The organism is Halomonas eurihalina, from assembly GCF_008274785.1.
Lineage (GTDB): Bacteria > Pseudomonadota > Gammaproteobacteria > Pseudomonadales > Halomonadaceae > Halomonas > Halomonas eurihalina.
In genome coordinates, this window is record NZ_VTPU01000006.1 from 183,301 (window position 1) to 196,161 (window position 12,861).

A 12,861-nucleotide genomic window follows, 5' to 3' on the forward strand; every position below is an offset into this window, starting at 1 on the left:
AGATAGTGTAAGGAAGTCGTAAAGTGAATGGCATTCATCATTGCAATGTATCGCAGCGCCGTGAAACGGGAGTGACGCATTCAGGAGTCTTCAAGGAGGCGGGGAAGGCATGACCCGACTGATTCTCAATGGCAAGGCTGCGCAATTGCCGCAAGTGCGTGAGGCCGTCTTCGCCAGTCGGGATGCCGGCGCCAATATGGAAGTGCTGGTGACCTGGGAAAAAGGGGATGCCGCTCGGCTGGCCGAACAGGCAGGATACGCCGGCCGGTCACGCGTGATCGCCGGTGGTGGCGACGGTACCGTCAACGAAGTGGTCAATGGTTTGATGCGCCTGACGCTGGAGAGGCGGCCGGCATTGGGCATCCTGCCGCTGGGCAGCGCCAATGATCTGGCAATGTCGTTGGATCTGCCCCAGACGCCCGGCGCGGCACTGGCAGCGGCACTTCGCCTGCCGTCGCGCCCCGTCGACGTGGCACGACTGGATGACCGCTATTTCCTGAACATGACCACTGGCGGCTTCGGCGCCGAGGTGACTTCCTCCACGCCGAAGAGTCTCAAGCGATTGCTGGGTGGCGGTGCCTACTCGCTGATCGGTGCGCTCAAGGCTTGGCAGCACCATCCTTATGCTGGTCACCTTAGCTGGGCAGGCGGACAATGCGATGCCTCACTGTTCGTGCTGGCCATGGGGAATGGCACCCAGGCCGGTGGCGGCCAACGGCTGACGCCCGAGGCGCGCCTCGATGACGGTCTGCTGGATATTCTGCTGGTACGCGATTTTGCCTCGTTGCGGGACATGGTGACGATGCGCCGAGAACTCCTGGAGCGCCCTCGGGAAGGGCTGTTCGTCGAAACCTTTCGTACTCCTTGGCTGAGGTTTGAAGGGGTAGATGGCCTGCCCTTGACCCTGGACGGTGAGCCGTTGTGCCGCCACGACTTCCATGTTGAAGTCGAGTCGGGCGCACTGGAACTCGTGGTGCCCGGGGACTGTCCCTTGTTCTCTCATGGCTCGAACGGGGCTGGCGAGTCCTGGTCCCGCGCGGCATCATGAGGTGTCGATGTTGCCATTCACGGAGGAGCCATCATGCTGACACCGTTCCACCTCGCTGTTCAGGTGCGCGACCTGGCCGAGGCCCGACGTTTCTACGCTGAACTGCTGGGATGCGGTGAGGGTCGCTCCAGCGACACTTGGGTCGATTTCAATCTCTACGGTCACCAGTTCGTCTGCCATCTCAATCCAGCCTTGGGTGAGTCGGGGCTCGAAGACCATCGCAACCCTGTGGATGGGCACGGCGTTCCGGTGCCGCATTTCGGCGTGGTGCTGGAAATGGAAGATTGGGAGGCCTTGGTCGATCGTCTGACCACGGTGGGCATCCGCTTCGAGATCGCCCCCTATGTGCGTTTTCAGGGGGAGCCTGGCGAACAGGCCACCATGTTCTTCCGGGACCCCAGCGGCAATGCCATCGAGTTCAAGGCGTTTCGGGATATTCAGGGACAACTGTTCGCGACATAGCTTGTAATGACACGGCTTGTAATGACACGGCTCGTGACGACCTGGCTTTTGGTAGCATGGTTTGTGATGACACCGCTTGCGATGGTTCGGGGGCTCTGGTGCAATGTCGCTTCGTTTCTTGGGAGGCAACGATGGCAATGAAATTCTGGGGGCCGCTCGCATTGGCCGCGGTCTTGGGTCTTGCCGGGTGCAGTGACGACGAAAGTGCCCCGGCGGGTGAAGAGAGCGTGTCGCAGGAAGCGGGTGCGCAACAGCAGCAAGAAACTGGGAGCGCCACCACCGAGGCAGAGGCGACACAGGGTGAGCGTGTCGCGCGTGATGCCGAGGATGGCGACGCGCCGCAGGCGGCGGGTGAAACGGCGGACGTGTCGGCTTCCGCACCGGAATCCGACACGTCGCAGGGTGATGTCGCCGAAATCGCCGATGAACCTTCGGCCATCGAACCTCCGGATGAGGGCGAGGTCCTGAATGAATCGGAGGCCATGCCGGGCGAGACCAGCAGCGAGGACGTCGATGCCATCATCGAGGAGACCGAACGGCGCTTCGATGAAGCAAGCAAGAAAGTCGACGAGCAGTTCAAGGAAGCCGAACAAGAGACACCTGAATCGACGGTGCCGGAATCCGAGGCATCCGCGGATCTTGATGCCGCTCTCGAGTCACCGTCCGCGTTGCCTGATGACGCCACCACCCTGGAAGAGGGTAGCTCCGACCCAGAGGTCCAGGCGATCCTGGAGGAAACGGAGCGGCGTTTCGAGGAGGCCAGCAAGGAAATCGACCAACAGTTCAAGCAGGCCGAGCGCCGGGTGCCCGACGAGATAAGCGGCTCGACCACGGAGCCGGATGAGGCGCCGTGACAAAAGCTGGGGCATGAAAAAGGCCCACCTGCGGGTGGGCCTTCGGAACGATGTCGCGTCGGATGACGACGACTCCGGGTCAGAGGTCGACCTCAGTCGCTGATCCGGACGTTGGAGGCCTGAAGGCCTTTTTTGCCCTGAGTGACCTCGAAGGAGACCTTCTGGCCATCCTGCAGGGACTTGAAGCCTTCAGCCTGAATCTCGGAGAAGTGGACAAAGAGGTCATCGCCGCCGTCTTCCGGAGAGATGAAGCCATAGCCCTTGGTGTCGTTGAACCACTTGACAGTGCCAGTTGCCATTGTCGATTTCCTTAACTAGCTAAATGATGATGCTGGGCCGAGCGGCCATCTGCCGCGCCGTGCCCCAAATGCGTGGGCAAGACAAGAAAGAAGTGCGCACTGGGTGTATCGAAGGGATCGACGTACAACTGACGACTTTTCTACTTGCTGACCAACGCCATGGATGGTGCACCAGCACTAGGGTTGCGTCAACAGAGTGGCGCAGGGAGACTGGTACCTCCACCCCTGATCACTGTAGATTGAAAGCCTCCGGGCGTCCAGCGGCTCAGGGGGCACTGCAAGGCTGATTGAGAGACAGGCCCATGAACCATACGAATATTTCCTCGGAAGGCACGCACAGCAAGCTGATTGGTTATCTGCTCTGGTTGTTCGGCTTTCTTGGTGCCCACCGCTTCTACTACGGCAAGCCGGTCACCGGGACGATCTGGTTCTTCACGTTCGGCTTGCTGGGTATCGGCTGGTTGATCGACCTGTTTCTGATTCCCGCCATGGATCGTCAGGCGGACCTGCGCTTCCAGGCCGGCCCGATCAACTACTCTCTGGCCTGGTTGTTGCTGACCTTCCTGGGGGTTCTGGGGATTCATCGCTTCTATCAGGAAAAGTGGCTCACCGGCATCCTTTATCTCTGTACCTTTGGGGTGTTCGGCCTTGGCGTGCTGTACGATTTCTGGACGCTCAATGACCAGATCTCCATGCGCCATACCGAGCGGGGCATCTTTGGCGGCTGAGGAATGGCAATGTACTTCGACTCCCAGTTCTGGCCCTTTCTGGTGGCGATTACCCTGCTCAGCATCACGCCGGGAGTCGATACCCTGCTGGTCATTCGCAATACCGCCCGAGGCGGGGTTCGGGACGGCGTCCTGACCAGCCTGGCGATCTGCAGTGGACTTTTCGTGCATGCCGCTGTCTCGGCCCTGGGCATTTCGCTGATCCTGCTGCAATCGGCCTGGGCGTTCGGTGCGCTCAAGCTGGCGGGGGCGGCCTATCTGATCTGGCTGGGCATCAACAGCCTGATGGCGGCACGGCGGGGGCAGGGATTGCCGGTGGCCGGTATCGAGGAGGAAAGCCGGTCGGTGCCGGTCTGGCGCCCACTGCGGGAGGGGCTGCTGTCCAACGTCCTCAACCCTAAGACGGTGGTTTTCTACATGGCCTTCCTGCCACAGTTCATCTCACCGAGCGACCCCGCGTTCGTCAAGTCGCTGTGGTTGGCGGGGGTTCACTTCATCGTCGCCAATCTGTGGCAGATCGGCGTGGTGTTGATGGTAGGCAGCGCCAGTCGCTGGCTGGCGAGCCCGGCCTTCTCGCGCTGGTTGAACGGCGTGACCGGCGGCGTGCTGATCGGGTTCGGCGTCAAGCTCGCCTTGACGAGGAGTCCCTAAGAACCACGGGCTACGAGCTGCGAGCTACGAACCCCAGCTCTTGCGCTAGCTCGAGTTCGGGGACAGTCTGCTCGCCTCTCGCCTCTCGCCTCTCGCCTCTCGCCTCTCGCCTCTCGCCTCTCGCCTCTCGCTCAATTCCTCGCCAGCAGCGATCCGTCATACCGTCCTTGCCGCTCCGTGGGGGTGAGCAGGGCGACACCGCGGGTGTCTCCGCCCTGGGCGAGGCTTTCGAAGATCACGCGATAGGTCATCACGGCCTGGACGTAATGCCGGGTTTCGCGGAACGGGATGCTTTCGACGAAGAGATCGAAGGCCTGGGGAGCATTGCGCAGCCAGCGGTCGACGCGGTGCGGGCCGGCATTGTAGGCCGCGGTGGCGGCCAGGCGATTGCCTCGGTAGCGATCAAGCATCTCGTCGATGTAGGTACTGCCCAGACGGATGTTGAGGGCCGGGTCGAGCACGCCGTAGGGGCCGGGGTCCGACAAGCCCAACTGGCGGCTGACATTGGCCGCGGTGCCCGGCATCAGTTGCATCAGTCCCCGGGCACCGGCTGGCGACAAGGCTTCGGGGTTGTAGGCACTCTCGCGGCGAGCAATGCCCATCAGCAGATAAGGGTCGACGCCGATGCGCTCTCCCCAGTGCATGAACTGTTCGCGATAGGCCTCGGGGAAACGCCATGGCAGTGCGTCCCACAGTTGGGCGGCGATGGTGGTCTGTACCAGGCGTGCATGCCAGCCGCGCTGATGAGCGTAATCGGCCAGGGCGCGCGCTTCCTCGGTCGAGGCGCGGGCCGCGGCGGCGTACCACTCGCTGCTGGCCAGGCCGGGTTCGTCGATGCGCAGCAGGGCCTCGGTGCGGCGTACTACTGGCGAATTGGCGACACGCTGGCGTACTGCCGGGTCGACCTGGGTGGAGGACATATCGAGGGCATAGGGCTGGCCCAGGTGGTCGGCGGCGGCAAAACCATAGAAATCTCGCTCAGTGGCGGCGCGGGAATAGGCGGAGCGGGCCGTGGCGTCGTCGCCGAGCTGTTCGTAGGCGCGTGCCAGCCAGTACTGCCAGCGTGCCTTGTCGCGCTGCTCCGCCGTCATCCTGTCGATCCAGCCGATCACGCCATGCCAGTCACGATCTTCCAGCGCGACCCGGGTACGCAATACCAGCAGGTCGTCGTCGGCCAGGCGCGACATGGCTTCATCTGCCCAGGCCCGGTTCTGACGGATATCGCGAACCAGCGAATAGAAGACCAGGTCGTGTTCGATCGAGCGCCGATGCGCCTCGTTGATCGACAGATGTGGCGACACCTTGCGCCAGGCTTCCAGGGCGGCCTCGGTATCGGCGCGCGTGAAGCCGTGCATGGCGGCCTCGAACAGCGCGCCACTGCCTTGGCAGCCGGGGCCGATGCAGGTCGGTATCGTGGTGATGGCAGCGTAGTCGGCTTGCAGGCGGCCCATGGCGGCCTTGCCGTCGCCCCAGTCTGGACCGAGCAGGCGGCCCAGATACTTGGTGAGCCCCGTTTCTCCGTTGCGCCAGGCCAGCATCATGCGTGCCCAGATTTCCTGGGCGCCGATCTCGCCGCGGGCGCGCAGTGTGTTGAACAGCGGGTCGCAGGCGTCCGGCTGGGAATGGCCTTCGTGCCACAACTCGCGTCCGCCTTCCGCCGCTTTTGTGGGTGCGCTATCAAGCAGGGCGGTATAATAGTGACATTGGCGCTCGGTGCTGCCGGGTACGCCGTCGGCCACCGCCAGGAGATCGCTGTAGCGTCCGGCCTTGCCATAGGCCGAGATGGCCTGGCCACGCATCCAGCCCGACAGTGGCGAGTCCTCATGCGTATTGATGAAGTGCAGCACGCGATCGGGACCGGCCTGGGGGAGGCGCGCCTTGAGGCGGTGATAATCGACGTAGCCGGCCAGCACGTGGTGCTCGATGGCGGTCTGGTCGATGGCGTGCCAGCGCTGATCGCGTGCCGCCTGTAGGGCGTCGTGCATGGCACGGTCATCGCCTGAAGCGGCCATCGGCAGCCATAGCAGGGCGGTGGTCAGCAAGGCTTTCCAGGAGGCGAAGGGCGGGGTCCGGAGCATCGGGGTCTCTCGTTGGTTCGCCGGCATGAGCCGAAGGTGAATGAAACAGACGATGTTTGCTCTGTGTCGATGTCGTCGACAAGACCGGGGCGTTCCGGTGAGGATATCCTATCGTCTGGAAGTGTGCTGCGTCCTCAGGAGATCATGATGGCTCGATTCAAAGGATTGTCGTTGTTCCAGCGCTTGAGGCACCGCTCTCGAGTCTTGGGTCGGATGCGACGAGCCCTGACGCTGTTCGCTCCGATGCTAGTCGACGTGGTGCGTGGCCGCTACCGCCCCGTGCCCTGGTCGGCGATGGGTTGGATGCTGTTGGCGCTGGCCTATCTGGTGTCACCGCTGGATTTGATTCCTGATTTCGTGATGCTGCTGGGCCTGGCCGACGATGTGGTCGTGGTCGGCTGGCTGCTGACGAAGGTTGACCGCGCACTCGAGGATTATCGGCTCTGGAAGGAGGGCGGAAATGTCGAGCGAGTGTAACGCATTGGCAGACGGGAGCTGAGTGCGCTAGGTTTGATCAAACGTTTGTTTGTTGTGGGTCCGCCATGTCTTCCGATACTCCCGACGCCGCCGCCTGGCGGCGCGCGATCACACGCTTCGTCACGGTGATTCCCCACACGCGAGGGTTCGCTCTGACGGTGCTCGAGGCGGGGCCCGAAAGGGTGTTGCTGCGCCTGCCCTGGGACGACGACCTGCTCGGCGACTCGACGCGTGGCCTGCTGCATGGCGGTGTGGCGACCATGCTGCTGGATACGGCCTGCGGCTCGGCGGTGCTGCCGGCATTGCCCGAGCCTGAGGTGTGTCCGACCCTCGACCTGCGAGTCGACCATTATCGCCCCGGTGTGGCGGAGCAGGATCTGTATGTCGAGGCCCGGGTGGTTTCGGTTACCGCCTCGGTGGTGTTCACCGAGGGGCGGCTGTGGCAATGCGCTGAACGGCCGATCGCGCGGGGAATCGCCAATTTCATGCGGCTCGGGGCGCGCAATACGCCGCCGGGATTCAAGCAGGCCCTGTTCGCGGCGGAGCACGACCATGACTGACCAGGATATTGAATGGCTGGCGCGTACTCGGCAGCGGGGCGATGTGGCGGCCTGGCTGGAGCGGATTCCCTATGCTCGCCGGATTGGTGTGTCGGCCGACACCGCGGCGGATGGCGATGGCTTGTTGTTTCGTCTGGCGCCGCGCGAGGACAACATCGGCAACGTGCTGTTACCGGCCCTGCATGGCGGTGTGGTCGCGGCCTTCATGGAGACTGCCGCGACCCTGGATTTGATGCTGGCCACACGCGAGCCGCGTTTGCCGCGCGTCGTCGATGTCTCCATCGATTATCTGCGTACGGCCAGGGTGGTGCCGACGCTGGCGCGTTGCGAGTTGCTGCGCGAGGGGCGGCGCATGGCCAATGTGCGGGTCTGGGCCTGGCAGGAGGAAGAGGCCGCCCCGGTCGCCACCGCGCGGCTGCATTTCGCATTGGGTGGAGTGACGACACAAGACGCTTGAAAAACGTGTAGCGGGCCCCATATCGACGACAGCTATCCACTGGTGGCCGTTGCCACCGCCACCACTGTCATGTCGAGAAAGGGGTCCGAGATCGATGACCACTGCCACCCATGAGGAAACCCTTGGCTTCCAGACCGAAGTCAAGCAACTGCTGCACCTGATGATTCACTCCCTGTACTCCAACAGGGAGATCTTCCTGCGTGAGCTGATCTCCAACGCCGCCGATGCCTGCGACAAGCTGCGCTACGAGGCGCTGGACAACGACGCCATCTTCGAGGGCGACAGCGAGCTGCGCATCGAGATCGAGCATGACCAGGATGCCGGTACCATCACGCTGCGTGACAACGGCATCGGCATGAGCCGCGATGAGGTGATCGAAAACCTCGGTACCATTGCCCGCAGTGGCACGTCCGAATTTCTCAAGCAGCTGTCCGGTGAGCAACAGAAGGACGCCAATCTGATTGGCCAGTTCGGCGTTGGCTTCTACTCCGGTTTCATCGTCGCTGATGACATCACGGTGCGTACCCGCAAGGCGGGCACTGACGCGAGCGACGGTGTCGAGTGGCGCTCCCGGGGCGAGGGCGAATTCAGCGTGGCGGATATCGAGCTCGAGCGCCATGGCACCGAGATCGTGCTGCACCTCAAGGAGGATGCCCGCGAATTCGCCGATGATTTCCGACTTCAGAGCCTGGTGCGCAAGTACTCCGATCACATCGACGTGCCGGTGCGCATGCCCAAGGTCGAGAAGGCCCGTGATGAAGAGGGCAACGAGATCGAGGGTAGTGAGACCACGACCTGGGAGACCGTCAACGAGGCCACCGCACTCTGGGTTCGGCCCAAGTCGGAGATCAATGACGAGGAGTACAAGGCCTTCTACAAGCATGTGGCTCATGACTTCTCCGACCCGCTGGCCTGGAGCCACAACAAGGTCGAGGGCAAGCTCGAGTACACCAGCCTGCTGTTCGTGCCGGGTCGCGCGCCCTTTGACCTGTATGAGCGCGATGGTGCCCGCGGCGTGAAGCTCTATGTGCAGCGCGTCTTCATCATGGACGACGCCGAGCAGTTCCTGCCGCTGTACCTGCGCTTCGTCAAGGGTGTGCTGGATACGCGCGACCTGTCGCTCAACGTCTCCCGCGAGCTGCTCCAGCAAGACCCGCAGGTCGACAAGATCAAGTCGGCACTGACCAAGCGTTCCCTGGACATGCTCAAGAAGCTGGCCAAGGATAACGACGCCTATCAGACGTTCTGGAATACCTTCGGCAGCGTGCTCAAGGAAGGTCCGGCGGAGGATCATGCCAATCGCGAGAAAATCGCCGGCCTGCTGCGCTTCTCCTCCACCCATACCGACAGTGCCACCCAGGATCAGTCACTGGCTGATTACATCGGGCGCATGAAGGAAGGTCAGGAGAAGATCTACTACATCGTTGCCGATGGCTTCAACGCGACCAAGAACAGCCCGCACCTGGAAATCTTCCGCAAGAAGGGTATCGAGGTCCTGCTGCTCCACGATCGCATCGATGAGTGGCTGATGAGCCATCTCACCGAGTTCGAGGGCAAGGCCTTCGTCGATGTGGCCAAGGGCGATCTCGATCTCGGCGAGGTCGAGGACGAGGAAGAGAAGAAAGCCCAGGAAGAGACCGCCAAGGCCAAGGAAGATCTGGTCAAGCGCGTCAAGGAGGCGCTGGGCGAAACGGTCCAGGAGGTCAAGGTGACCCATCGCCTCACCGACTCCCCGGCCTGTGTGGTGCTGCCCGAGCACGAAATGGGCTACCAAATGCGTCGCATCATGGAAGCTGCCGGCCAGCCGCTGCCCGAGGTCAAGCCGATCCTCGAGCTCAATCCCGAGCATGCCCTGGTAGCCCGACTCGAGTCGGCCGAGGGCGAAGGCTTCGAGGACCTGGCGCGGATCCTGCTCGACCAGGCGGTCATCGCCGAGGGCGGCCACCTTGACGACCCGGCAGCTTACGTCAAGCGGCTCAATACGTTGCTGAGTGCTTGACGTAGACGTCAAGTCGAAAAAACTTCGGTAACACGCACGACCCCGCCAAGGCGGGGTCGTGTCGTGTCTGGGCGGTGGTTCGACCGGCCCTTCAGGAACGTCGTCGACGATGGCATCGACGTCATCGCCTTGAGAAAGGATCCCGTCTCAGGTAATGATAGCCGGCTCGAGTCGTGAATAACGATAAACCTGAAAGGGGAGATCCAACGTGAAGATTGGTGCACCCAAGGAGTGCGCAGAAGGGGAAGCGCGTGTCGCGCTGACCCCGGAGAGCGCCCAGCATCTCCAGAAGCTTGGACACACATGCTTGGTGGAAACCGGCGCCGGAACGGCGGCCGGATTCGACGATACGGCCTATCGCGAGGCCGGCGTCGAAGTGATCGAAGGCGCCGAGGCGCTGTGGGAGGCGGCTGATGTCGTCATCAAGGTGCGCGAGCCCTCCGATGCTGAGGCCGGACGCCTGCGGCAGGGCAAGACGCTGATTTCCTTCTTCTGGCCGGCCCAGAACGAGGAATTGCTGGAGCGTTGCCGTGCCACCGGTGCCAATGTCATCGCCATGGACATGGTGCCGCGCATTTCCCGAGCCCAGAAGATGGACGCTCTGTCCTCCACCGCCAATATCGCCGGTTACCGGGCGGTGATCGAGGCGGGCAACCAGTTCGGGCGTTTCTTCACCGGTCAGGTGACCGCGGCAGGCAAGGTGCCGCCGGCCAAGGTGCTGGTGGTCGGTGCCGGCGTGGCGGGGCTCGCGGCCATCGGTACCGCCACCAGCCTGGGGGCGGTGGTGCGTGCCTTTGATGTGCGGCCCGAAGTGGCCGAGCAAATCGAGTCGATGGGCGCCGAGTTCCTGTTCCTCGACTTCGATGATGCCGAGGATGGCTCGGAAAGCGGTGGCTATGCCAAGCCCTCCAGTCCCGAGTTCCGCGAAAAGCAGCTCGCGCTGTTCCGCGAGCAGGCTCCGGACGTGGACATCGTCATCACCACGGCCCTGATTCCGGGCAAGCCGGCGCCCAAGCTGTGGCTGGAGGACATGGTCAAGGCCATGAAACCGGGGTCCGTGATCGTCGACCTGGCCGCCGAGCGGGGCGGCAACTGCGATCTCACCGAGCCCGACCAGCGCATCGTGACCGACAACGGCGTGGTCATCGTCGGCTACACCGACTTTCCCTCGCGGATGGCGACGCAGGCCTCGCTGCTGTATGCCACCAACGTCCGCCACATGCTTACCGACCTCACCCCGGAGAAGGATGGCCAACTCCATCACGACATGGAGGACGATGTCATCCGTGGCTCCACGGTGGCGTACGAGGGCGAGAACACCTTCCCGCCGCCGCCGCCCAAGGTGCAGGCCATCGGGGCGGCCAAGCCGAAGCCCAAGGAAAAGGAGCCGACACCTGAGGAGAAGAAGGCTGCCGAGCACGCTGCCTTCGTCACCCAGACCAAGCGCCAGGTGGGCATGCTCGCCGTCGGCGGCGTGCTGATGTTGCTGCTTGGCCAGGTGGCGCCGCCTTCCTTCATGCAGCACTTCATTGTCTTCGTGCTGGCCTGTTTTGTCGGCTTCCAGGTCATCTGGGGCGTGAGTCACTCCCTGCATACTCCGCTGATGGCAGTGACCAATGCGATCTCCGGCATCATCGTGCTGGGGGCGATACTGCAGATCGGCTCGGGCAGCGTCCTGGTGGGGCTGCTGGCGGCGATTTCGGTACTGATCGCGACCATCAACATCGTGGGTGGCTTCCTGGTGACACGCCGGATGCTGGCCATGTTCCAGAAATCGTGAACCGCGGGGAGACATCATGCTGAGTCAAGGATTCGTGTCCGCCGCGGCGATCGCGGCGAGTGTATTGTTCATCCTCTCGCTCGGGGGGTTGAGTAACCAGGAAAAGGCCAAGCGAGCGGTGTGGTACGGCATCGTTGGTATGGCCGTGGCCGTGCTGTTCACCGCCTTCGGGCCGGGGATTGGCGGCTACTGGTGGATGGTGCCGATGATGATCATCGGGGCCGTGGCTGGCGTCTATCTGGCGAAGAAAGTCGATATGACCGAAATGCCGCAGCTGGTGGCGGCGTTGCATAGTTTTGTCGGTCTGGCCGCGGTGTTCGTTGGCTTCAATGCTGACCTGGAGCGGCGTCGCGTGCTGGCCTCCGATGGCGCCAGCGAGGGATTCTCGGCCTTTGCTGCCCTGGTTGCCGAGAAGACGCCGGCAGAGCTGACCTTCCTGCAGATAGAGGTGGTGTTGGGGGTGTTCATCGGTGCGGTGACCTTCACCGGTTCGGTGATCGCCTTCGGCAAGCTGGCCGGCAAGGTCGATGGCAAGCCTCGCCAGTTGCCCGGCGGACACCTGCTCAATGCCGGCGCGGCAGTGTTGTCGCTGCTGTTGGCGATTCTTTATCTGAACGGCGCTGGCTTCTGGACGTTGCTGCTGTTGGCCGCGTTGGCCTTGTTCATCGGTTATCACCTGATCATGGGCATTGGCGGTGCCGACATGCCGGTGGTGGTGTCGATGCTCAACAGCTATTCCGGCTGGGCGGCGGCGGCCATCGGCTTCACGCTCTCCAATGACTTGCTGATCGTCACTGGTGCCCTGGTGGGCTCCTCGGGTGCCATCCTCTCCTACATCATGTGCAAGGCGATGAACCGCAACTTCATCAACGTGATCCTGGGAGGCTTCGGTGGCAGTCAGGGCCCGGCCGCCGAGATCGAAGGCGAGCAGGTGGCCATCGACACTGGTGGTGTGGCCAGCGCCTTGAACGATGCCGAGAGTGTGGTCATCGTGCCGGGCTACGGCATGGCGGTGGCCCAGGCGCAGAACGCGGTGAGCGAGCTGACCCGCAAGCTGCGCAGTGCCGGAAAGAATGTGCGTTTCGGCATCCATCCGGTGGCCGGGCGTTTGCCGGGACACATGAACGTGTTGCTGGCCGAGGCCAGGGTGCCCTACGACATCGTGCTGGAGATGGACGAGATCAATGACGACTTCGCCGAGACCGATGTAGTGATCGTCATCGGCTCCAACGATATCGTCAATCCCGCCGCTCAGGAGGACCCCAACAGCCCCATCGCCGGCATGCCGGTGCTGCGGGTCTGGGAATCCAAGCAGGTCTTCGTCTGCAAGCGTGGCCAGGGAACCGGTTACTCCGGTATCGAGAACCCGCTGTTCTTCAAGGAGAACACGCGCATGCTCTATGGCGACGCCCGTTCGAGCATCGATACCCTGGTGCCGCTGATCGAGTGAGCGATCGGGCCGGCAGGT

General features: G+C 62.9%; 13 protein-coding genes. 11 read left to right on the forward strand and 2 right to left on the reverse strand.

Going from position 1 to position 12,861, the window contains the following annotated elements; translation table 11 throughout:
• Window positions 1–109: 109 nt before the first annotated feature.
• From yegS to FZZ93_RS08190, 3 genes are all read left to right on the forward strand, one after another.
• A complete protein-coding gene (yegS, locus tag FZZ93_RS08180; RefSeq protein ID WP_149321824.1) occupies window positions 110–1,048 on the forward strand; it encodes a lipid kinase YegS in 939 nt (312 codons plus the stop codon).
• Window positions 1,049–1,081: 33 nt separating this feature from the next.
• Window positions 1,082–1,510: a VOC family protein gene (locus FZZ93_RS08185; protein ID WP_149321825.1), complete on the forward strand. Its 429-nt coding sequence runs from the start codon at window positions 1,082–1,084 to the stop codon at window positions 1,508–1,510.
• Window positions 1,511–1,641: 131 nt separating this feature from the next.
• Window positions 1,642–2,364 (forward strand): prolipoprotein diacylglyceryl transferase, encoded by a 723-nt coding sequence (locus FZZ93_RS08190; RefSeq protein ID WP_149321826.1) that lies wholly within the window; start codon window positions 1,642–1,644, stop codon window positions 2,362–2,364.
• A gap of 92 nt (window positions 2,365–2,456) precedes the next feature.
• On the opposite strand, the gene FZZ93_RS08195 is transcribed toward FZZ93_RS08190, so the two are convergent.
• Window positions 2,457–2,663, reverse strand: a complete 207-nt coding sequence (locus FZZ93_RS08195; protein ID WP_149321827.1) for a cold-shock protein — start codon at window positions 2,661–2,663, stop codon at window positions 2,457–2,459.
• 302 nt (window positions 2,664–2,965) lie between these two features.
• On the opposite strand from FZZ93_RS08195, the gene FZZ93_RS08200 reads away from it, so the two are divergent.
• Window positions 2,966–3,391: an NINE protein gene (locus FZZ93_RS08200; RefSeq protein ID WP_149321828.1), complete on the forward strand. Its 426-nt coding sequence runs from the start codon at window positions 2,966–2,968 to the stop codon at window positions 3,389–3,391.
• Window positions 3,392–3,400: 9 nt separating this feature from the next.
• Complete coding sequence (locus tag FZZ93_RS08205) at window positions 3,401–4,042, forward strand: LysE family translocator (RefSeq protein ID WP_149321829.1); 642 nt, start codon at window positions 3,401–3,403, stop codon at window positions 4,040–4,042.
• A 131-nt stretch (window positions 4,043–4,173) separates the two neighbouring features.
• On the opposite strand, the gene FZZ93_RS08210 is transcribed toward FZZ93_RS08205, so the two are convergent.
• The gene (locus FZZ93_RS08210; RefSeq protein WP_149321830.1) at window positions 4,174–6,120 is read right to left on the reverse strand and encodes a transglycosylase SLT domain-containing protein; all 1,947 of its coding nucleotides are present in this window, start codon (window positions 6,118–6,120) and stop codon (window positions 4,174–4,176) included.
• A 147-nt stretch (window positions 6,121–6,267) separates the two neighbouring features.
• On the opposite strand from FZZ93_RS08210, the gene FZZ93_RS08215 reads away from it, so the two are divergent.
• From FZZ93_RS08215 to FZZ93_RS08240, 6 genes are all read left to right on the forward strand, one after another.
• Window positions 6,268–6,597, forward strand: coding sequence for a YkvA family protein (locus FZZ93_RS08215; protein WP_149321831.1), 330 nt, complete (start codon window positions 6,268–6,270; stop codon window positions 6,595–6,597).
• Between the two features lie 65 nt (window positions 6,598–6,662).
• Window positions 6,663–7,157: a PaaI family thioesterase gene (locus FZZ93_RS08220; RefSeq protein WP_149321832.1), complete on the forward strand. Its 495-nt coding sequence runs from the start codon at window positions 6,663–6,665 to the stop codon at window positions 7,155–7,157.
• Window positions 7,150–7,614, forward strand: a complete 465-nt coding sequence (locus FZZ93_RS08225) for a PaaI family thioesterase (RefSeq protein WP_149321833.1) — start codon at window positions 7,150–7,152, stop codon at window positions 7,612–7,614. Before FZZ93_RS08220 ends, FZZ93_RS08225 begins: the two co-directional genes overlap by 8 nt.
• A gap of 94 nt (window positions 7,615–7,708) precedes the next feature.
• Window positions 7,709–9,613 carry a molecular chaperone HtpG gene (gene htpG / locus FZZ93_RS08230; protein ID WP_149321834.1) on the forward strand — a complete coding sequence of 635 codons (1,905 nt, stop codon included), beginning with the start codon at window positions 7,709–7,711 and terminating at the stop codon, window positions 9,611–9,613.
• Between the two features lie 208 nt (window positions 9,614–9,821).
• Window positions 9,822–11,393: a Re/Si-specific NAD(P)(+) transhydrogenase subunit alpha gene (locus FZZ93_RS08235; protein WP_149321835.1), complete on the forward strand. Its 1,572-nt coding sequence runs from the start codon at window positions 9,822–9,824 to the stop codon at window positions 11,391–11,393.
• Window positions 11,394–11,409: 16 nt separating this feature from the next.
• Window positions 11,410–12,843 carry an NAD(P)(+) transhydrogenase (Re/Si-specific) subunit beta gene (locus FZZ93_RS08240; RefSeq protein WP_149321836.1) on the forward strand — a complete coding sequence of 478 codons (1,434 nt, stop codon included), beginning with the start codon at window positions 11,410–11,412 and terminating at the stop codon, window positions 12,841–12,843.
• Window positions 12,844–12,861: the final 18 nt, after the last annotated feature.